This is a genomic window from Shewanella sp. Choline-02u-19 (genome assembly GCF_002836205.1).
Lineage (GTDB): Bacteria > Pseudomonadota > Gammaproteobacteria > Enterobacterales > Shewanellaceae > Shewanella.
In genome coordinates this window covers 376,044-398,901 of record NZ_PJBE01000013.1, presented here as the reverse complement: position 1 = coordinate 398,901, position 22,858 = coordinate 376,044, and the positions used below count along the sequence as shown (strand labels likewise).

The 22,858-nt window shown below is 42.6% G+C and carries 14 protein-coding genes; 4 read left to right on the top strand and 10 right to left on the bottom strand.

All coding sequences use genetic code 11. The annotated features are described in order from the left end of the window. Positions 1-126 precede the first annotated feature (126 nt). Positions 127-1,527, top strand: coding sequence for a class I SAM-dependent methyltransferase (locus CXF83_RS08420; protein ID WP_101092887.1), 1,401 nt, complete (start codon positions 127-129; stop codon positions 1,525-1,527). Here the strand turns inward: CXF83_RS08420 and CXF83_RS08415 are convergent. The 3 genes from CXF83_RS08415 to CXF83_RS08405 form a co-directional block, all read right to left on the bottom strand. Further along, complete coding sequence (locus CXF83_RS08415; RefSeq protein WP_232775076.1) at positions 1,524-3,431, bottom strand: sulfatase-like hydrolase/transferase; 1,908 nt, start codon at positions 3,429-3,431, stop codon at positions 1,524-1,526. The two genes, CXF83_RS08420 and CXF83_RS08415, sit on opposite strands and share 4 nt — an antisense overlap. 785 nt (positions 3,432-4,216) lie before the next feature. Then, the gene (locus tag CXF83_RS08410) at positions 4,217-7,309 is read right to left on the bottom strand and encodes an efflux RND transporter permease subunit (RefSeq protein WP_101092837.1); all 3,093 of its coding nucleotides are present in this window, start codon (positions 7,307-7,309) and stop codon (positions 4,217-4,219) included. Continuing rightward, on the bottom strand, positions 7,309-8,352 hold the full coding sequence (locus tag CXF83_RS08405) for an efflux RND transporter periplasmic adaptor subunit (RefSeq protein WP_157822938.1): 1,044 nt from the start codon (positions 8,350-8,352) through the stop codon (positions 7,309-7,311). The genes CXF83_RS08410 and CXF83_RS08405 overlap by 1 nt, the downstream gene beginning before the upstream one ends. Positions 8,353-9,012: 660 nt before the next feature. On the opposite strand from CXF83_RS08405, the gene CXF83_RS08400 reads away from it, so the two are divergent. Further along, positions 9,013-11,457 carry an OmcA/MtrC family decaheme c-type cytochrome gene (locus CXF83_RS08400; protein WP_101092833.1) on the top strand — a complete coding sequence of 815 codons (2,445 nt, stop codon included), beginning with the start codon at positions 9,013-9,015 and terminating at the stop codon, positions 11,455-11,457. 213 nt (positions 11,458-11,670) lie between these two features. Here the strand turns inward: CXF83_RS08400 and CXF83_RS08395 are convergent, their stop codons facing one another. Further along, positions 11,671-12,210, bottom strand: a complete 540-nt coding sequence (locus CXF83_RS08395) for a TlpA disulfide reductase family protein (RefSeq protein WP_232775075.1) — start codon at positions 12,208-12,210, stop codon at positions 11,671-11,673. A gap of 260 nt (positions 12,211-12,470) precedes the next feature. On the opposite strand from CXF83_RS08395, the gene CXF83_RS08390 reads away from it, so the two are divergent. Then, the gene (locus CXF83_RS08390; protein WP_101092831.1) at positions 12,471-12,908 is read left to right on the top strand and encodes a hypothetical protein; all 438 of its coding nucleotides are present in this window, start codon (positions 12,471-12,473) and stop codon (positions 12,906-12,908) included. Between the two features lie 216 nt (positions 12,909-13,124). Here CXF83_RS08390 and CXF83_RS08385 read toward each other — a convergent pair whose 3' ends face one another. Beyond that, positions 13,125-14,054 (bottom strand): LysR family transcriptional regulator, encoded by a 930-nt coding sequence (locus CXF83_RS08385; RefSeq protein WP_101092829.1) that lies wholly within the window; start codon positions 14,052-14,054, stop codon positions 13,125-13,127. A 132-nt stretch (positions 14,055-14,186) separates the two neighbouring features. Here CXF83_RS08385 and xapA point away from each other — a divergent pair, with 132 nt between their 5' ends. Next, positions 14,187-15,011, top strand: coding sequence for a xanthosine phosphorylase (gene xapA, locus CXF83_RS08380; RefSeq protein ID WP_101092827.1), 825 nt, complete (start codon positions 14,187-14,189; stop codon positions 15,009-15,011). 238 nt (positions 15,012-15,249) lie between these two features. Here xapA and CXF83_RS08375 read toward each other — a convergent pair whose 3' ends face one another. Genes CXF83_RS08375 through CXF83_RS08355 form a run of 5 tightly spaced genes read right to left on the bottom strand, consistent with a single transcriptional unit; the run spans position 15,250 to position 22,746 of the window. After that, complete coding sequence (locus tag CXF83_RS08375; protein WP_180961078.1) at positions 15,250-16,569, bottom strand: sensor histidine kinase; 1,320 nt, start codon at positions 16,567-16,569, stop codon at positions 15,250-15,252. Then, positions 16,569-17,252 (bottom strand): response regulator, encoded by a 684-nt coding sequence (locus CXF83_RS08370; RefSeq protein ID WP_101092823.1) that lies wholly within the window; start codon positions 17,250-17,252, stop codon positions 16,569-16,571. Before CXF83_RS08370 ends, CXF83_RS08375 begins: the two co-directional genes overlap by 1 nt. A 12-nt stretch (positions 17,253-17,264) precedes the next feature. Further along, positions 17,265-20,339, bottom strand: coding sequence for an efflux RND transporter permease subunit (locus CXF83_RS08365; protein WP_101092821.1), 3,075 nt, complete (start codon positions 20,337-20,339; stop codon positions 17,265-17,267). After that, the gene (locus tag CXF83_RS08360; RefSeq protein ID WP_101092819.1) at positions 20,339-21,385 is read right to left on the bottom strand and encodes an efflux RND transporter periplasmic adaptor subunit; all 1,047 of its coding nucleotides are present in this window, start codon (positions 21,383-21,385) and stop codon (positions 20,339-20,341) included. The genes CXF83_RS08365 and CXF83_RS08360 overlap by 1 nt, the downstream gene beginning before the upstream one ends. Then, on the bottom strand, positions 21,385-22,746 hold the full coding sequence (locus tag CXF83_RS08355) for a TolC family protein (RefSeq protein ID WP_101092817.1): 1,362 nt from the start codon (positions 22,744-22,746) through the stop codon (positions 21,385-21,387). The genes CXF83_RS08360 and CXF83_RS08355 overlap by 1 nt, the downstream gene beginning before the upstream one ends. Between the last annotated feature and the right edge of the window lie 112 nt (positions 22,747-22,858).

Sequence of the window (22,858 nt, the reverse complement as noted above, 5' to 3'; positions counted from 1 at the left end):
AGCTGCAAGTAAGTTAAATGGGGTTCTCACTGAATATAGTCAGACATTTACCATTGAGCAAATTGCAAATGAACTATAGTTGTGGGTATCAGATTATTTATCTTATTAAATAGTGAGTTACTTTTTATGGATGGTATAGAGGTACATAGCGCTTCGTTCCGAGATAACAGTGGTTTTATCTTCAGCAAGCAAGGTAGTTTGTATCGACAAGTTAACTCATCATATAAAGAGGAGTTTGATGCTTATGTTGACAGTGGCCTGCATCAAGCACTCGTCAATAAAGGGTATATCGTTGACCATGAAGAGGTGAACCTTGATGAGCATTGCAGGGATAACGTGCATAAAGTCATTAAACCTGTTCTGATCCCTTATCTTACCTACCCATATGAGTGGAGTTTTAGTCAGCTCCAGGATGCTGCTAAGTTGACCTTAAATATTCAATTATTAGCCTTAGATTTTGGTTTTACACTCAAAGATGCCAGTGCGTTTAACATTCAGTTTTACGAAGGTAGACCGATTCTTATCGACACTCTTTCATTTACCCAGTACAAGCAAGGGCCTTGGGCCGCATACCGTCAGTTTTGCCAACATTTTTTGGCGCCTTTGTTGTTGAAGAAATACTGTGATCATCGATTGGGCCGTATGGCTGAACTCTTCATCGACGGAATACCACTCGATTTGGCCAGCCGCTTACTGCCATTGTGCACTTGGTTTAGCTTCAATACTTTGTCACATATTCATCTGCATTCAAAAATGCAATCTCACTATAGCGCGAGTGGAGACGATGGTAGCCAGCGTATGGCGAAAGTGAATTCGAAAATGGACATCACCAAACTTGGGGCACTCATCACTAATTTGAAGTCTTATGTCGAAGGCTTGCGATGGTCATCGGCTAATACCGAATGGGGTGACTATTATGACCATACCAACTACTCCAAAACGTCAATGCAAGGTAAGCAGGACCTTATTGAAAGCTACCTTAAAAATCTCGGAAAAAAGGTATCCTTATTAGGCGACCTTGGTGCCAACAATGGGCATTTTAGCCGCCTGGCGAGTCAATATTCACACAGGGTTGTGTCGTTCGACTTTGATGAACTAGCAGTTGAACGGAATTATCTCAAGGCAAGGGCTGAAGGCGACACTAAACTACTGCCGGTGGTGTTAGATCTGTTTAACCCGTCCCCCTCGATTGGTTGGGGTAATGAGGAGCGAAGCTCGTTTGTGTACCGTGAAAAATTCGACGTAATTATCGCTTTAGCCTTGATACATCACCTAGCGATAAGCAATAACGTACCACTTAATAAAATTATTACCTTACTACACAACTTAGTCACTGATTGTTTGATTATCGAATTTGTCCCCAAGACTGACTCTCAGGTCGAGCATCTGCTATCAACCCGAGAGGACATTTTCCCAGACTATCATGAGCAAGGTTTTGAGCAAGCGTTGCAGGGCTACTTTACCGTCACGAGTAAAGACAAAGTGCCTGATTCAAATCGCATGCTGTATTGCCTTAAGCGAAATTAAAAATTAAGTTGACCTACATCGTAACCCATATCCTTGAGATGCGTGAATATCATGTCATACGCTAACTCTGGTTCAAGATCGGTTGCAGGACATGTGGCAGTTTTGGCGTGAACCCTTTCTTGGGAAAGTAAAATGTGGTTAATATTGTTAATATCCATAGAGTACAACATTCCACAATATGCCATAGACATAGTCCCCAGAGAGTAAAAAGGTGGCACTAAATTAGCTGAAACCTTCCACTCCCCCGCATTGATTAATTGCTGCTTAGAAGAATTCACGATAAATATTGGATAGACTTCTTTACTCCGTGATAACAGGCTATGGCCGTCCATCCACTCTGGCGGCGTGACACCTAGAAAAGATAAGACCGTTGGTGCTATATCCATTCTTTGCGATGCTTGTTTCACTGAACCGGTATGTTCTTGATTTGGGAAACGTATGATTAAGGGTAAAGTTTCATTTACTTTATGCCGTTTACCATGATCGCTGCTGAATATCAGCAAAGTATTATCCAGCTCACCCAGCTCATCTAACAGTTGGTATATTTCTCGGCTATAAGCATCCCATTGATAGATCGCATTGTCATAATGGTCAACCATCCAACGGTTAGGTTGTTCCTTCGTTTTGGTAAAAACAGGCTTCTCATAATCAAACTTTTTCCCATGTGGACCGAGTAAGTGAACGTTGGCGAAAAATGGTTTTGGAGCATGTAATATCTGATACTTTAATTGGTCCATACGATCAATATCTGATCTATGGTCTGGCACTTTTTCGCCTTGATTAACCAGTTTATGTGGATTAACCATAGACGTATAGCCACTTAAATGTGCCAAGCGTTGATAAAGCCGCTGCCAGTTGTCTTCGAAAAACTGAACCGAAGTAGGCCAACGTGAAAGAAAGAAATTTTTAACCACAGAGTCTCTATTATCCAGTAACCTATTATTAGCGTAATCAAACGCGTTACGCATTTTGAGATCTTCAGGATCAATATAATGCCTCAAGCTGATATCAATATTATAATAACCTAACCCTCTCAGTACCCTTGGAAAGTGCTGAAACATATCTTTCCCGGAAAAAGTATCTGGTCTAAAAATAACCTTGGTACGAGTTGGATATTTACCACTTAATAGCGAACCTACAGCACCCGTTGTTTTGGCTGAGTTAGTCCAATGATTCATATAGACAAGACTCTCATGAGCGATACTGTCCATGAAGGGTGTCGTTACCCGTTCATAACCATAAATGGACATATTCGTGCTATTTACGCCGTCGGCAGCAAAGAAGATAATATTGGGTAAATCATCCTTTATTGGAGGAAGGTGCACTTCATATTCTGTTGATAATGGTTGATGATAAGATACTGCTAGCGACACAGATGAGATACCTAGCAGTACTGCCATTAACGTAAATAGCGACCTTATATGTCGAGTGATTATTCCGCCATTGGAGTTTCCATTAGCGAGTTTACCAATAGCGTAAATTAAAAATAACGTAATAATAATCCAATAGTATCCCTGAGACGCTAATGTAGAGGCAGAATGAGAGGCGATACCAAACATGGTATAGGAGAAGTTTTCTAGCATTAAAAATGCTGTACAGGTCAGGATAACTGCTGGGGTAACATAGGGGAACTTGTCTATAATAACCTTAATAACTCCCTTTTTGATAGGTAATACAGCAGGTAATAAGCTCATAATGCTGACAGCGGGTAAAGCAATAAATATCATTGTCAAAGGAGCATTGAAGAGTAAGGCTAAGTTTTCAGGGACCGTCAAATAACTCAACATGGAGGGTCTAGAGAGGAAGAATAACCATTCCATTAAATAGTAAAAGTAACAACTCAATACAGTTAACACTAATAAGCTACCCAAGAGCCTGAAGTTGTTAGTGTGGCCTAGCATCATTTAATCCCTTAATGTGTAGTCTTAATTCATTGTTAATATAGAATCATCAATATTTTCTCTTCTTTAGTCTATATCCCCGTTCTCCTGAAACTGCAGGATTCAGTGGGCATTTAATGGGCTTTGATCAATGTCAGTTATTGCTCCTGCATAACTGACATTCACACCATCCTTGGTGCTTGCATTAATTGCCACTAATGGTCGCTCCCTTGGTAAAATCAATAACACAGAGTAAAGGCCATTAAAACCCATCAAAGAAGGCGTTGTGCAAGCCCACTTCGTTGTTGCATTAACTTAAAAGGAAATCACCATTTCTACGTTAATGCGCCTAGAATTGAATTGGCACAACACCTCTGAAACGAGCATTTTCAAGTAGAACGGGTATAAGTATAGTCGCGGATCAAAAAACAACTAAGACATCTATTGTTATTTCTATCTCGTAGTTTGCATCATTAAATGACTTAATTTTAAGAGTATTCATTCGCGTTAATGGAAAACCAATTCATCAAGTCAATATCTAACTAACGCCAAATATCGATTATTTATCCGATAAAAAGCCAACAAGCCATGCTGACGAGAAAATATAGCGAAGAGGGGGAGCTTATCCCCCCTTTTTTAGGACTACATTATGCAGAGACAACTCGCTCAATGGATGAGCTTTAATATCCAACCGCTGGCTAATACCGCTCAGTTCTATTGTTGACTCTGCAGTTGATGAGTTGCAAAGCTTATTATACGAGCTCAGATCTAATAGTTTTGCCCAACGGTACTATTTATATTAAAACCCACTAAGCAGCACTGTTCCTTAGCTGTTGCAGCTGCTTTTTAATGGTTCCAGGAGACTGAGTTGAACGGCAAAGCAGTTTATACATCGTCGGTATCACCACTAAAGTCACCAGCGTTGAGAATCCCATGCCGAAAAAGACCACCACTCCGACAGAGACTCGACTTTCAGCGCCTGCACCACTGGATAGCAATAACGGTAAAGCCCCCGCTAACGTGGTAAAGGCGGTCATCATGATAGGTCGTAGTCGTCGGCTAGCACCGTCGATAATAGCATCATCGAATGACACTCCTTTATCCCTTAATTGACCAATAAATTCGACAATAAGAATACCGTTTTTGGTTACCATACCAATTAGCATGATGATGCCAATCTGGCTGTAAATATTAATGCTTTCTCCCATTAACCAAATACCTAACACTGCACCAAATAATCCCGTCGGCACCGTCAACATCACCACGAAGGGATTAATAAAACTCTCAAACTGTGCTGCCATCACTAAATATGCGACTAGCAGTGCTAATACAAAGATAATAAAGGTACTGCTTTGATTGTCGATAAACTCTTTAGATTCACCTGCGTAACTAAAGCTAATATTTTGCGGCAATACCGTGATAGCAACTTGTTCAAGACTGCTTAACGCTTCTCCTAGCGTTGCCCCTTCGACTAAGTTAGCTCTGACGACAACGGATTTGCGCTTGCTGATGTGGGTCAGTTTTTGCGCCGAGGCGACTCGATTAACCTTGCAGAATGTATCTACCGACACGAGATCGCCCGAGGCGGTGCGCATAAAAATACTGGTTAAGTCACTGCTCGAGTTAAACTGCGCTTCATCACCTCGTACAAAAACATCGTACTCTTCACCGTTTTCTACATAGGTCGTTTCTGTCTTGCCACCTAACATTACATTAAGCGTATCAGACACTTCAGACACGCTGATTCCGAGTTCAGCAGCACGTCTGCGGTCAACTTTTACCACCATTTCGGGAGTTTTCTCTGAATAGTCGACTAAAGACCCCGTCATCAATGGACTTTCATCCATCTTAGATTGCATCACTTTAGCCCACTTATTAAGCTCGCTGTAATCGCTACCGCTAAGGGCTATTTGCACAGGCTCTTTTGAACCGCCTTTAAAGCCTGGAAGTTTAGGTCTAATTCTGACGTCTGGAATACCAGCCAGTTGCAGCTTCACTTTTTTCAAAATGGTTTGTGCATTTTCATCACGCAGATCCCAATCTTTCAATTGCAGAATGGCTAAACCATATTGGTCACCATTTTTACCGCCAGAGATCGGGGTTTGTATGCTTAAGGACTTCAGGCTGCCATTTTTCAACATCGCCATAAGCCGCGTTTCAACTTTTTGCATATTCTCTGACATACGCGAAAAACTGGTCCCTTCCGCGCCATTAACCTTAACCATTATGACGCCTCGATCTTCTTGTGGCATAAGCTGAGAAGAAAGCTGAGTCACGACAAAGTAACTGCCAGCTAAACAAGCGATGATAATCGCTGGCGCAACAAAACGGTACTTAAGGCTCAGTGTTAGCAGTTGTCGATAGCGAGTTTCGAGTGCACCGAGTAAGCGTTCAACGTAGGTATTAATGGCGTTGTGTTTTTGCTTTTTAGTGAGTAATTTGGCTCCGAGCACCGGGGTCAACGTCAATGCGATGAGCGTCGAGAACATCACCGAGACCGCTATCATCACCGAAAATTCGGTAAACAAACGCCCTATCATGCCGTCCATCATCGCGATGGGCAGAAACACCATCACCAGTACAAACGTGGTCGCCAGTACTGCAAAGCCCACTTCCCGAGTACCTTCAAAGGCTGCTAGCAGCGGTGGCTTCCCTCGTTGAATATGATGATAAATATTCTCAACCACCACAATCGCATCATCGACCACCAGCCCAATAGCCAAGATAAGTGCCAGCAAGGTTAACAGGTTGATGGTAAAGCCTAAGTAACTTGCGAAGATAAACGTTGCGATAAGGGAAACCGGTACTGTTACAGCGGGGATTAATGTTGCTCTTGCTTGACCAATAAAGAGATACAGCACCAAGATAACCAGAGCGCAGGTCATGAACAGGGTTTTATAGACCTCACTTATTGAGCGGTCGATAAAGACGGTGGCATCATAATCCACCACCACTTGCGTGCCTTTGGGCAGAAACTGTTGGATTTTATCCACTTCAGCATGAATGCGGCTAGAGAGATCGAGTGGATTTGCATCGGCCTGTGGAACAATCGCTAAACTGACACTGGAGACGCCATTACTCCTGTAACTTGAGTTTTCACTTTCAGCTTGTAGCTTAACCTCTGCCACTTGATTCAGATAAATGGCCACTCCCGTTGCCGATTTCCCAATCACTAAATACCTAAAATCCCTTTCGGCATCGTAGCGCCGCTCTGTGCGCACTGGCATAACAATCGAATTGTTTCTTATCTCGCCAGCGGGACTCTCTAAGTTTTCAGCCCGTAACGCGCTAAGAATATCGGTAGTCGTGACTTTATGGCCAGCCATTTTCTCAGAGTTAAGCTTTATAAACATGACTTTATATAAGCCACCAGCAACATCAACGGCACTTACGCCACTAATAATGTTGAATCTATCTTCAATGTTTTGGCTGACATAATCGGTAAGCTGAGTGCGATTCATCGCTGATGAACTCACATTAATATATAACGCTGGCTCCCCGGTGCCATCGTCTTTCGATACCGTTGGCTCATCGGCGTCATCGGGTAATGATCCTTTCGCTCTGGAAATAGCATCTCGAATGTCACTGACGCTGTCATTAATATTAGCACCCGTTTCAAATTCGACGGTGATGCTGGATGCACCATTTTTACTGACCGAAGTGATGTCTTTAACACCGCTAATCCCGGTTAACTGAGCCTCTATTTTAGCGGTCACTTGGCTTTCAATAATGACCGCTGATGCCCCTTTGTATTTAGTGCTTATCGTTGCTATGGGACTCACCATATTGGGCATTTCAGTGACTGGAAGCTTAAAAAAAGCCACTATGCCAAAGAGTGTTAATAAAATACTTAACACTATTGCGATAACAGGACGCTCTACACTGGTATCTGAAATCAACATTATTGGGCAGCCTCACGACTAAAAGCAGGCGCTTCTTTGACGACATCTTTATCACTAATATTCACCAGCCCCTCAATAACAATGCGTTGCCCAGATGCTAACCCTTCACTCACCACCACTTGCTCGGCTATCTGTTCCCCGAGTACTACTTCAGTTTGATGGGCTCGCCAGTTTTCATCGATAACATAGACAAATGTTTTCTCACCGGCATATTCAATTGCTTGCAAGGGCACAACGGTATAACTCGATGCTGGGAATTTAAGCTTCGCATGTGCCAACATGCCGGGTTTGAGTTTACGGTCCACATTGGTAATGCCGACGCGTATTTTTATATCAAGGCTTTGTGGTTGCACTCGAGAGTCAATGGCTGCTACTTTCCCTTCAAAAACATCTTCCCCCCAAGCACTGACTTTGGTGGTGATAGTTTGCCCTTTGGCCAGTTTTGAAATGTACTTTTCAGGAATATTCAAATCAAGCTGCATTAACGCGGTATTGTCCAACGTCATAACCGGGGTATCTTTGATGAGCCTTTGCCCTTGAGTAATATTAACCAAACCCAAAACCCCTGATATTGGCGCCAATATACGATGATAATCGTAATTCACTTTTGCGGCATTCATCCTTGCTTGAGCAATATCAACGCTTACCTGCTGACTTTCTCTAATCGTGGCACTAACACCGCCTTTTGCACCAAGTTGTTTAAACTCTTTTAGCTTACGGTTTTCATCTTTAAGATAAGCCTGCGCCTCTTCTAATTCGGCTTTAGCTTGACGATCAATCAATGTAAATAGCAGGTCTCCTTTTTGTACTTGCTGGCTATCGGTCACCTTTATCTCGGCAACACGGCCATCAACCTCTGAAGCGATAATCACTGACTCTTTTGCCACCAGCGTGCCCACAAGTTTTATAGGTGTACTCATACTTTGAACTTCGACCAACGCGCTCGATACAAATATTGATTTATCTTTAGCCTTATCGACTTTGGCGCTATCACAACCTACAGCGAGCATTAACAATATTAAGGTTAACGATGCTTTTTTCATAAAATTTAAATCCATGATAATGATGTTTTAAATGACCCGTCAGCAAAGGTCGACGCGAAAGTCTAAATAAGGTTTGTATTCATGTCTTGGCGTTTTACACTTCATTACACTCCTTTGTAATTCTTTTAGAATAGCTGACGTTTATTTTTTAGTCTTTTTCACTAGGTAAACACAATAACCTCAATGTTCGATGGGCGGTTAAAAAGCAAGATTAAAACGTTCAAACTGATAATTTCAACCCACTGATTCACCACTGGATCTCACCGAAAAATGCGCTTCAGCCGCGTTAACAGTCCGGCCATATCGCCGTGGATAGAGAGCCTTGAACTCGCTCAACCCGCTCACCTAGCAACATTCACGACGATTAAGTGTTAACTAGTTAACAATAATGAACATTCATTACATGCAACTCTTCTTATTTACACCCTTTGGGCAGAAGAATTAGCCAACACTATCAATAAGTTACATTAGTAAAGATAATTATAATCATCAGAACCTATATTCTGGTGAACTTTAGTTATCTATAAATTAGTCGACCCATGCTGGAAAATATTAGCCGTAACTTTATCTTGATTCTATTTGAGTAGATGCCAGCACTCATAAGCAGGCGGTACCCAAATAGATGCAGCATATAATTGGTAATATAGTGGGATTGATTAAATGTCTAAAAAAATAAGAAAATATAATGTACTTGCGGCTATCGTCGCCGCAGTCATTTTAGTGGGTTGTAATGATGGTAATGATGGTGCGCCAGGAGAAGATGGGCCACCCAGTAGTGGTAATACCGTATCTACTGCAGCAAGTTTAACCGTGACTATGTCACAACCAACCTTCGAAGCAGATAAACTGACTTTCACTTTTACAGCTGAAGACCAAAACGGCAGAGCATTGGTTGGCATAACTGATGTCCGCACCACCCTCGCTAAACTCATTCCAGATGAAGACGGTTACACAACAGACTGGAGCAGCTATCTGCGCAAGGCTACCGATATTGATAGTGCACAGTATCCTGATGTGAGTAATGTCAGCTTACCAACAGCTGACAAGGGTGAATTGATAGACAAAATGGATGGTAGTTATCAATACACGTTCGCAGCCGATGTATTGAGCACAACCGACCCAATATCTGGTGAAGCTATAGCGTGGCAAGAAGCGCTGACTCATCGAATCGGTTTAGAAGTTCGAAAGTCTGACAATTATCCAGTGGCTAACACTACATTTGACTGGGTACCAGCAGGTGGAGACATCAGTGAGTCTCGCCAGATTGTGGCCATTGAAAGCTGTAATAGCTGCCACACTGAGCTTGCATTCCACGGTGGTAATAGAATTGATACCGACAACTGCGTGACTTGTCACAACCCAGACGCGAACGACCCTATCAGCGGTGAAAGTTTAGATTTAAAAGTCATGGCGCATAAAATACACCAAGGTATTGATCTGCCGACGCTAGCTGAAGTGGGTAACAAGTACAGCCTATTTACTCGCAACGGCGACAAAGAAACCATTTTTGCAGAAAACGATGGTCTCTGGGTGTTAAATAACAAAGGGACTATTGACGGTATTAACTACCCACAAGACATCCGTAACTGTACAGGCTGCCATGCAGATGATGCTGATTTAGTGTCGAACCCTGATCTTCAAGGTGTCATTACCTCTGAAGGCGGTAACTGGAAGAGTATTCCTACCGTTGCAACCTGTTCATCTTGCCACGATAACATTGCCTTTAATGAAGCGATGTTAACGGCTAAGCCAAACAGCGAAAAACACATCATGTTCCCAGCTGAAAATGACACTTGTTTATCTTGTCATGGTGAAGGCGCTGGGATGTCTGTTGAGAATGTTCATACGTTAGCAGCGCTAGGTAAGAAAGCAGCGGGTATTGATTATGGGGTGAAGTTTGAAGTCACCCATCTAACCGCAAGTAGCGCAACCGCCTACGATGTGCATGTTCGCGTCACTAAAGACGGCAATGGTATTTCGCTAACGGATGAGTTCCTGCAGTATAAAAATAGCGTTCGTCTGCTACTAAACTGGGACAACGGCGCTGGTTTTGAAACTCATGTTGCGAAGAACACGCCCAACTCTTTTGAATTAGATAAAAACCCACTTTGCCAAGCAGGCGCAACGACTGGCGACATTATTTGCCAGTGGGATACTGCACTAGACTCGAATATTAACCAGGGTGAAGCACTCACTAGCGGCGATATTCTCACGACGTTCATCTCTTCTGGAGTGTGTGTCGATAGTCGTAATGAATTGGTCAACTGTGAAGACAATAGAGCACTAGAGAAAATCTCAACACCTTCGACGGTGATCAATAATTTCTTTGATGCCGCAACATTAACTTATAATCCTGATTTTGAAGTTAAATTTGGTGCTAACTTTAACAAGTGTGATTCGTGCCATGAACAAGTTATTCAGCATGACAGCCGTCGTTCAGATGACCCGTCGCAATGTAAAGCTTGCCATAACTCAAATCGATTCACTCGTTCACCAGCAGATTCTCCACGGACTGGTGGTTCTAGTGATTTGAAGTTTGAAGTACACAAAATCCACTCAAACTTTCGCTTTGTTAATGCCGAGAATGACTTTGATATGGTAGGACGTAACGAGTTCTACTCTGCACCTATCAGCGATTGTGCTCAGTGCCATGATGATAATCAAATTGATTTACCTTTGACACAAAACAGCAGAGCTTCAATCACACGAGCACCAACAACCTCACTCAGTGACGGTAACAACCTAGTGCGCGACGGTGCGGTATACACCAGCCCTATCGCTCTTGTATGTACCTCTTGTCATCTAAGTGTCGGTCCAGGACTTATCGGTTCAGACGGTAAAGTGGTACTCGATGCCGATGGTACCACTCTGCTAACGCGAGATTTGAGCAGCAATGGCCCTGGTTATGATAATGGCGAGTTTCCACAAGTCCCGGTCACGATTACCGCGGCAGAGCAAAGCATGCTGAACCACATGATCTTATCTGGCGGCGCAGTATTTGGAGCAACGTCAGCAGCGCAAGCTACTGGCACTGAGTCTTGCTCAACCTGTCACTCTATCGGTAGCGCATCAGGCGTTGATAAAGTGCACGGCCAAATACACTAATGATCATCTAATCGTTAGCGAACTAAGGCTGTAAAAATAAAGTCAGTATCAAATGTTCCTGTTGAAAGTACTGACTGATACAAAAAAGGCGAGCACTGTCATTAGTGCTCGCCTTTTCTTATCAGCTTTGTTCTCACTCTAACGCTCAAGAACAAGCCCACTATTCTTACTTCTAAATACCAAGTGTCCAGCTTTTAAATCGTTGCTAAAACCCTAGTTAGCCAGAATATACTCAGTCGCGTCGACCAGTTTGCGATCATTGGGATCGGATATATTGGTCTTCCATACCACTTCGCCTAAGCGATTGATAAAGAAGGTTGTGGGCGTACCCGCCACCGCGTAATCAGCAGCGGCTTTTTCACCATCAACCAGTGTAGGAATTTGAATACCACGGGCCAATAGCATCTCGGCAGGTTTGGCGCCATCGTCTTCGTTAAAGCTAATGGCTAACACTTGCAGATCGCTCTGTTGATTGTTTTGCCTGATCTTCTCAAGTCCCGGTTGCAGCTTTTTGCAGTAAGGACACCAAGTCGCCCAAAAATGCAGGATTAGTGGTTTGCCTTTATAATCGGCTAACGAATGTAGCTGGCCGCTGGCATCTTTAAGCGAAAAATCGGCTGCCATCGGCTTTACTTCTTCCGCTAGAACCGCTGCAGATAATACAAAGCCTGCCAACACCATACTGACCAACAGCACGCTAATATTGACAAGCTGGCTGAATCGCTGCGCTACGTTTTTAGTGATTAAATGCATATAACCCTCTTTAGCCCCTGCGTTAAAAAATCACGTTAAATCCTACTTTTCCAATATGCCATGTTAGACGCGACTCTGCTGATGGCTTTCAGTCAGCTTATACATAGACCGAGCCACTGCTGTTAATCATTCAAGCTAACGTCTTTTAAATACAATTTGTGATGAAAATCACTACAGTGTAGTAACAACGTTGAAATTTATGGTGGTTTGTCAGTGTCTTTGTCTAAAGTTAACTTAAGACCATTGGCTGGAATGAATAAATGAAAGTATCTATCTCGGGCACTGAGACCATTAGTATTTTTCAACTCACTGCAGTGTTTAGTATGTTGTTTGCGTTGGTTGGTTTTAGCTATAACGTTTGGCGCATGGAAATTACTGAATACAATAACAACGTGCGCTCAGCCAGCTTCGAGCTGTTACTGCAGCTTTCAGAACTTGAATCTATCATTTACGCCGCCCATTATGACCAAGATATCATTCAAGGTAGTCCGCGAAAAGGCTGGGTAAAAGTCAATTTAATTGCCGATCTGAGTGTTGTTACTGAACCTGAAATTCAAGCGGCAACAGAAAGGTTAAAAGCCAATTGGCAACTCAACTGGGAGAGTGTCGCCAGCGATGAAAACAGCGCTATGCAGGTCGTCGAAAAAATTGATGATACCCGCCTCCAAGTGCGCCAATTACTGAGCACGTTAGAATGATATTAAGTACACCGCTATACTAATAAGCCTATTCGCAGACACCCCATTAAATACAGCCAGTAATTAGCTTGGAATCAGTTACTGGAAAACTCTGACGTAAGCCACACACGCGAGAGGCGCTGTCTCTGTGAATGCATAAAGCCACTTTTACCGATGAGGTATTTGCTACAACCCCTTGTGGCTTAATGGCTCTGAACACTCATTCGAATTCATTCGCTAATTGATATTTTGCAGGCTCAGTAAAGCGGGAACTTCGGCTAGAAATGCATTAACGGACTCTCTTTCACTCCGGCTGTCATAAATCGCGTAAATATCAGCTAAAATCATCTCTTTCAACGGAATAAAGCACACATTGTGCCATTGATGTTGACGATAACTTTGAGGAACAATCGACACCATAGTACTCGTCGCCACCACTGCCATTAACGTCGTAGGTTCAATGACCTCCTGAGTCACCTTAGGGTAAAACCCACTGTCAACAAGGCGCTCAATAATCATATCGGTGGATGCAGAGTTAGTACGATTCATAAACACAAACTCTTCATTAATTAGATCATCCATACTGAGACTTTGGTTCATTTTCAATGGATGCTCATCAGAGACCAAAACACACATTGGTTCTGCGTATAACAGCCTTTCACTCAACGGATAAATGTTACGGGTATCAGCAAATCGGGCCAATCCAATATCGATACGATGCTTTATTAGCGCTTGCTTCTGCTTCTCCGGTGATAACTCAATAAAATTAAAGGTATATTGCGGATAACTCTTTTTGAACTCTCTTAGAACAGTGCCGAAACCAGCCCAGAATATCGAGCTCATTAACCCTATATTAATCGTGTTATCTAACGCTCGTCCCGCCTTTGCCACCTTGTTTATCGAATCACCAAACAGTTCGAATAACAGTCCGCATTCCTGTTTCAGCAATAAACCCACATCCGTGAGCTGAACATGGCGGGTTGTACGCTCAAACAAGGTCACATCAAGCACAGACTCTAACTCTTTAATTTGAGCACTCAAGGGCGATTTTGAAATATTAAGCTGTGCTGCCGCTTGTCCAAAATGCATACATTGAGACACCGCATAAAAATAGCGGAGCATTTTTAATGTTATACGCCCACTTAATACATTTTCATTAATGTTCATTATCCACACCTCAATGTTTGACCGCTTAGATTATACGCAAAATCAGGATAATAGCGCTGAATTTAGTGATTAATTCAGAATAAAGCTTGGGGTAAATTACCCCTAAGATCATTAATCAGCAAGGAACAAACCATGAAGATAGATCCAGTAGATAATGCACTCGCCACCATTTCAGCCCTTAAACCAAATTTCAGTCCCAAGGCTGCATTCATATTAGGCTCCGGCTTGGGGAGCTTTGCCGACGAACTGGAAGACAGAGTCTGTATTGCCTATGAAGATCTTGATGGTTTCCCTGTCAGCACTGTCGAAGGTCACTCTGGCGAGTTAGTTTTAGGGCGAATGAATGGTATAGACGTTGTTTGCATGAAAGGCCGCGGCCATTACTACGAACACCAAAGTATGAAAGTCATGACAAATCCGGTGCGTACTTTTAAACGTTTAGGCTGTGAATTGCTAATCGTGACGAATGCCGCAGGGTCTTTACGCCCCGACACTATCGACGTCGGCTCCCTCGTTATTTTCAATGACCACATCAATACCATGCCAGGCACCCCTATGACGGGACGTAATGATGATGCCTATGGTCCACGCTTTTTTAGCTTAGCGAATGCTTATGACAAATCCTTACGACTGGAAGCATTGGCGGTAGCAAAAAGAGAGGGTATTAATGCCACTGAAGGAGTATTTGTCTCTTACAGTGGACCAAATTTCGAAACCGCTGCCGAAATACGCATGATGCAGATCATTGGCGGAGACGTCGTCGGAATGTCTGTGGTACCTGAGGTTATATCTGCAGCTCACTGTAGCCTTCCCGTATTGGCTATCTGTGCAATCACTAATATGGCTGAAGGACTTGGCGATGTAGCTCTATCCCATGAACAAACACTTAAGTGTGCTAAGTTAGCGCAGGATGACTTTATCAATCTCATCAAAGCATTTATGGAAAATCATTTTTGATGTTATACCAATAGCGATAATTAAGTGATCTAATCAGCGCTTTTTTGGCCATTGAATTCAAGGTAACTGAATAAGGGGATTAAGCTCCCTTATTCAGTTATTAACGCTGAAGTAAGTCACTAACAATGCGCCTTAAGATGCGTTTGAGTACATCCTCTTTTCATCCGCTCACAATACACTTCAATATCGTCAGGTACCCTGCCATCTGAGCCGTTTGGCCGTTTTGTTACAGCATGAGTTATGTTAATAACACTTTTATTTTAAATCCTTTGGCTTGAACTTCGTCGGTATAACCGAAGCTGATCCTCCCCCCTTGTTTCTCAACAATACTATTAACGATAGATAAGCCAAGCCCTGAGCCTATATTGGTATTTTGACTATCCTGAACTCGATAAAATGGCGAAAGAAGCTTGTCATGATGCTCAGGAGTGACACCAATACCACTATCACTGACGGTTATTTGTGTTTGACCCGACTGTTGGCTTATTTGAATATCAATTACGCCATCTTCAGGAGAATAGCGAATGGCATTATCGAGTAGATTTTTGAATAAAGTGTATAGATCTAATTTATCGAGTGGGCAGTCGATGTTTAGATCCCCTTCTATACCCAAGTCTAGATTTTTTTCATCGACTATAGGGTAAAGATCTTCGATAACACTCTTCAGCACCGCTTCAATATTAGCGGTCTGATGTTCGACAATATGACTGCCTTGAACTCTAGCAAGTGTTAGCAGCTGCTCTAGTAGCTTGCGACTACGCGCAATACCTAACCTGAGTGCTTTGACACGTTGCAGCTCTTTTACGGGAAGGTTCTCATCTCCGATACATTCAGCTTGGAGTGATAATGCGGTTAGCGGTGAGCGTAACTCATGGGCCGCATTCGCAATGAATATTTCTTGCTCTTCTATCGAAGATTTCAACCGGCCAATGAGGTGATTAATTTCAGATACGAAAGGGGTAATCTCCGTGGGCAGATCCTCAAGTGAAATAGGTTTAATATTGTGTCGGTAGCTAGACTCTACCGCTTTCGCCGCTAACTGAATGGGTTTAAGTCGGCTATGCAGTATTAGGTTCATGATTAAAATTAATAAAGGAATGACAGCAATAAAGGGTAACAAGGTGGCTCTAGCCATCTCCCATGCGAGCTCATCTCGCTCCGATGTTTTTTGAAGAACCAGTAGTTGCTGCCTTTCAAGCGATGAGCTAATTAGCACTCGATAGTCATTTTCAGCGAGTGTTAGATTATACAAACCGTCATTGAGTTGCTTAGAAACATCTTTAAAAGGCAGTGTAAGCGCTTGGGTTTGATGCATATCTCGTATCGCAACAAGGATCTCAGGCATGCCCTTTTCACTCTTTGTTTTGATGATGGTGTTGGGTTTAGGTTTATGCTCGGCATCAAATAGCTTTGATACTTGTTTTAATGTTGCATCTTGCCACTCAATAGCTTCTTGATAAGTATTAAAAAAAGTATAGCCCGCAATGCCCGCAGCCGCTGTAATAAGGCTCACTGTCAGCCATAGGGAAAGTTGATATTTTAAAGAACCTATCGCCATTATTTTAAGACCATCCATCCTACACCACGAATATTTTTAATCGTTATCGCACCTAATTTTTTACGCAGTGAATGAATTAAATATTCAATCGCGTTACTCTCAACTTCATTGCCCCAACCATAAATTTTCTCCTCTAGATCAGCTTTAGATAAAATAGCGCCAGGTCTCATCAATAATGCTCTAAGTAGGGAAAACTCTCGATTAGATAAAAGAATACTAGTGGATTGCAGATCCATTTTGTCTGCGTACGTCTGCGTAAAACTCACCTCATTAGTGGCAGGATTAAGTATAAGCTGGCTACTTTCTAAGGTCGGTACTGAATTGCCACTTCGACGTCGAATAACCGCTCTCATCCTTGCTAACAGTTCACTCATGTCAAAAGGTTTAATCACGTAATCATCAGCCCCAGAGTCGAGCCCGTCAATACGACTTTTTAAGGTGTCTCTCGCGGTGATGACGATCACTGCGAGGTTATATTTTTCGCGGATCTTAGCCAGAACAACTAAACCATCGAGGCCGGGCAAGCCAAGGTCTAGCAACACACAGTCATAATTATGTGTTGCTAGGCTATCTAATGCACTTTGCCCATTGTTTACCCAGTCTATAGCATAACTCGCATCGATTAGTGATTGCTGCATCGCTTCACCAATCATAATATCGTCTTCAACAAGTAAGATCCGCACTGCTTTACCTTCTTATATTTTCTTCGGTGATTTAGATAACTTATAAGACTTAGATGACAATGCTCGATAGGTTATCGGCATAATAATTATCGCTAACGGGATCTGCACTAATAAGCCTGAAATAATAGCAATCGCTAAAGGTTGCTGCATTGCAGAGCCTTGTCCTATCGCTAAGGCGAGTGGCATAAGGGCCAAAATAGTTGCCAGAGTCGTCATTGAAATAGGTCTAAGTCTATTACTACCCGCTTGAATAATAGCTTGATCAGAGCCGACACCATTCGCTATTAATTCTTTATATTCAGAGAAGTAGAATATAGAGATCTCCGTAACAATACCCGCAATCATCGTCATGCCCATCATTGCAGTAATGTTTAGCTCAGTATTGGTTACCCATAGGCCAATAAATACAGCCGAGATGGACAACAACGGAGTAAGAATAATGGCAACCGCCGCAGAAAATGTTTCATACATATAAAGAAGCAGTATAAATATTAAGGCTATAGCGGCAACAAAAACGGCGATTAAGCCTTTAAATGCAATTTGCTGTTGCTGATATAACCCCCCTAACTCAAAATAAACATCTTTTGGCAGTAACGGGGAATTATTGAGTAACAGCTTAATTTCTGCAACCGTTGACCCCATATCTCTGCCATCAATACGACCCGTTACTGCCACCATATTCTTTAGATTATCGCGTACGATCTGAGGCTGTCCAGACTCTATCACTACATTAGCAATTTGCTTGAGCTGCAATCGATGGCCGTCAGGGGCGGTTAACCAAAACTGCTCCAAGCTGAGAATATTAGTTCTATCTCCTTCTGGCACCCAAACTCTCACATCGACAAGTTTAATGCCTTGCTGGATGGTGGTTACGACTTGTCCATTAAACCAAGAATCCAATTGGCTGGTAACCTCTGCCGGTGTTAACCCCTGTAATATGGCCTTATCTCGATTAACAATCACATTGACGGCATTACCCGCAAGTACAATACCATCTTTAACATCGACCACTCCTGAGATATTGCTGATGGCATCTGCAACTTTAGGTGCTAAAGCCATTAATTCTTCAGGTTTATTACCATACAATTTAATTTCAATCGGTTGAGGAACCGCGGTTAAATCACCAATAACGTCTTCCATTAACAGCGCCATCTCGATCTCTAGCCCCGGCACTTGATCATCAATCTGATGACGGATCTCACTCATAATCTGATCGATAGGCGGTCTTGGGAAAGGCGTTAACCTGACAAAGAAATCACCTTCATTTGCTTCAACTAAACCGCCACTGAGTGCTAATCCTGTTCGTCTAGAGTATGTTTCTACCGCTGGATTTTTTTGCAAGATATCTTCAACTTGCAATAACAAACGATTAGATTCCGTTAATGAGGTTCCCGGTGCAGAGACATAGTCGAGTACAAAGCCCCCTTCATCCATTGCAGGCATAAATCCAGTGCCTACATTTTGATAACTCAGAAAGCCGCAGAAAAGCAAAGGAACTAAACCGAGGCTAATTAACCAAGGTCGCTTTATCAAACGGGACATTAGTTGACGATATGCTTGCTGGATCCGAGCAAAAATAGGCCCTATATCTTCTTTATCAACATCTTTATCCGTAAGAAAATACTCTGCTAGTAGTGGCACTATTAACCAAGTGAATAAAAATGATATCAGTAGACTACTTGCCATTGTCAGTGACAGTGCTTTAAAGAAAGAGCCGGTAACACCGCTAAGAAAAGCTAAAGGAATAAAAATAACAATGGTCGCCGAAGATGAGCCCACCAATGGTTTGGTAAACTCAACGGCTGCTTTTTGAATGTTTTCTAGTTTGTTGGTGCCTGGTTTAGCATCTCTGAGTCGTCGAATAATATGCTCAATCATCACGATAGCATCATCGACAATTAATCCTACAGCCGCCGCCATACCGCCTAATGTCATGATGTTAAAGCTCATACCAAACAACCATAGCAATAGCACCGTACTGGCCAGAACGGCAGGCACGATAATCATAGCAATAAGGGTTATTTTGATGCTTCGAAGAAATATCAGCAGTACCAGTCCAGCCAACAGTACGCCAATGATAATAGCATCGCGAACACTGGTGGCTGATTCCGTGACCAACTGACTTTGATCATACCAATTGGCAATTTTTAAACTGCTTGCATTCGTCGCCGAAAAATCTGCCAACTTTTGATTAATATCTTTCGTTATCTGAACAGAATTACCCTGAGGTTGTTGGTAAACCTGCACTAATACGGCTTCATGACCATCCGCATTCACTTTAATCCACTGTGGTGCAGTCGCTAAACTGACTTTAGCGACATCCTTTAGATAAATATTTCCCGTAGTTTGACTCTTAACAACAATATTATTGATCGCTTGCTCGCCCTTTAAGCGGGAGTCCGACATCAGTAAATACAGCTTATAGTGGTCTTCTAAACGTCCTATCGCTTGTAAAGTATTATTAGTGGATACAGCTTGAGCAATATCATTAAAGTTAAGTTGGTAAGCGGCTAATTTATCGGGATTAACATCGATATGGTATTCCGATTCCTGGCCACCTAATACGCCGATTTTAGCAATACCGGAAACGGAGCTCAGCAGAGGAACTAACTGTAAGTCAGCGATATCTTTAAGCTGTACTAAAGATAGTGAGTCAGACGTTAAACTGTAGGCCGCGATAGGAAAAACAGTCGGGTCCATACGCCTAACACTAAATTTAACCCCTGCAGGCAGCGTGGCAAGACTTTGGTTAAGGGCTGCATCTACCTGTAAAAGAGCAGATACCATATCCTGCCCCCATTCGAAATTAACCGAAACCTCAGCACTGCCTCGACTCGAGGTAGAGCGTAAATTCACCACGCCTGGCACGGCTCTAATCGCTTGTTCTATAGGACGCGTGACCGCAATAGACATTTTGTCAGCGGGCTGATCGCCGGCATCAATCGCCACCACAATCCGCGGGAATACCACATGAGGAAATAATGACACGGGTGATATAAACGAAGTTGCAAGACCGGCTAATGTTAGAAATGACACAAAAAATAAAATCGAACGCTTATGTGAAGCTGCCCATGATGCTGCCGTCATTACAGAGCCCCTCTTAATGCCATACCATCGGTTAATACGTAATTTCCGGTACTAACAACGTTATCCCCGACGGTTAAATCCCCAATAACTTCGGTTAGTTTTTCCTGCTCAACTCCAACCTCCACCCCTATTTTAACCGCAATATTATTGACGTTTTTGAACACATAAGCTTTACCATTTGTCGTTAACACCGCACTTCTAGGCACAACTAAGCCGACATGGGTCTCAGCTCTAATGCTTGCTTTAACGTTCTCTCCCAATACAAATAAATGAGATTGTTCTTCTGGTATGTGACTAAATATATCTACTAGGTGAGTGTTTACGTTTAGCATCGAGTTAATATTACTTATCTCACTATCGGATTCACTCTTACTATCAAAAACGGCTGTGATGGTCACAGGTAACTTAACCGTCAGTTGATTAACCTGTTTAGGTTCAATACCCAGTTGGGCAATTAATCGATTATTCGCAGCGATGAGTACTGCATTGGTATTTATTGAGACTCTTTGTCCTTGAGAAACACTGAGCTGTGTTATCACCCCATCGACTGGTGCTCTTAGTATTTCTAATGATTTATCAACGTTTTTTTGTTTCAAAGCGTTCAGTGACGCCTTAGCATCGTTAAGGTTACTGTAGGCCGAATCAAGGTTTCCCTGAGTGACCAGTTGAGACTTTAATAATCTTTGGCTACGGGCTAATTGCTTTTTAGCCAATTCAACTGCACTTTGAGCCTGAATATATTGCATTCTCGCTTCCGGTGCCGTAATCAACTCAATCAGTTTCTGTCCTTTTTGAACCCGCTGCCCACTGCGGACCCAAACTTGATTGACTTGTCCCGCATGAGATAAAGACATGTTTATCAGATAAGCGGGATCAGGAATAAGCAAACCATAAGCGGTGATCACCTCACTGATACTCTGCTCAGCAACCGGAGTGGTGATCACGGCTGCCGAAGTTTGCGCATAACTTGACGTAGCACAGAGCAGAAGTGCGGCTGCCATCGCTAATCGACAGGTAAAAGATGACCAAGGAGAAAGTAACGTCATTATATTGATTCCATTGATTTTTGAGGTGTTGAATAAGTCACTTCTGCCGGTATCGCCAGTAATGCATTAAGTGAGATGCTGGTATTCCAGATGCTTTGTTTTAATCTCAGTTGTTCAAGCTGTTTATTGAGTAAACTGGTTTCTATTGTGAGCATGGTCAAAGAGCTGATTTCGCCATTTTTTAACGCTTTTTGTGCTTGAGTAACCATGTCTTGTAATGGGGGAATGTGCTGATCCAGATACTGCTGTTCTTCTGCCAGTAAGCTTTGCAATGCTAATAATTGTTCGACTTGATTACGTGATTGAGTCATGCGCTCATTAAACTCCATTCTTAACTGCTCTCGAGTCGCTTCTTCTATCGCGATATTGCCTTTGTTAGCATTAAATAACGGCAAGCTCAGCCCAACGCCGATACCATTAGTGACTAAACCACCGGTATCTTTTGCGTGAGTGATCCCCGCTGTCAGTGCTGGGAATTGCTTTAAAATAGCTTGGTGATAACGACTTTCTTGTGCTTGATATCCTGCAGATAAGGCGAGAAGATCGGGGCGATTACCAGCTAAGTTTGTGAGCAGTGAATCTGCAACATTTTTAGGCACGACTTTCAAGCTAGGTAAATCACTAATGTTAAGCGTGGTACTCGAGTCGATACCCATTTCTAGACAGAAATCATGGTGAGTTTGACTGTGTTTCTGCGCGAGTTGGCTCAACTGTACATTGATGTCGAGTAACGCCGTTAGATCCGGCCCATAGGTTTCTAAAGTAAGATTACCCGCTGCTAATTCATGCTGAGACTGATTAAATCGTACTTGATACAAGTCGTGTATTTTATTTAATAGGGCAAGTTGTTGCAGCTCCAATTTATATTGGATGGTTAAGGTTTGAACGCGTTGCACAACTTGCCACTCTGCCCACAGTAGATTGAGTTTATTTTGTGTCATGAAGTACTTTTCTGCATCTAATGCACTTGTGCGAGTAAATAACCAGGTAGTATCAAAATTGAGACCTGCAGACCACGCATTGACAGCGGTACTGCTATTGGGCTTATCTAAACTCATTGATAATTGTGGATCAGGTAATAGTCCAGCGGAAAAAACCTGTGCTTGCGATACCTTTAACTGCGCTCGCTTTATTTCAAGAATTGGATTCGCGTATATCGCAAGGGTGGCTATTTCGGTAAGGTTCAAACCATCATCGATTGAAACTGCACCAGCTGGAGCCAATGAAACAAGTTCATTAATATTTAAGGGTTGCTTAGGGGATAAATTGAGCGGCTTTGCTTGATAAGTTGCACAGCCAGATATTGTAAAAATTAGAGTACAGAAGAACAGTGTTCTAAAAGGGGACAATGGTTGCTTCATTACGAATGCTCGCGTGTCGGATGCCGTTAAAGTGCAGAATAGAGCGGCAATCTTAGGAGAAACTTAGCAAGCTAAATAATTTATTAGAAATTGATGATGCCACCCTCGAAGC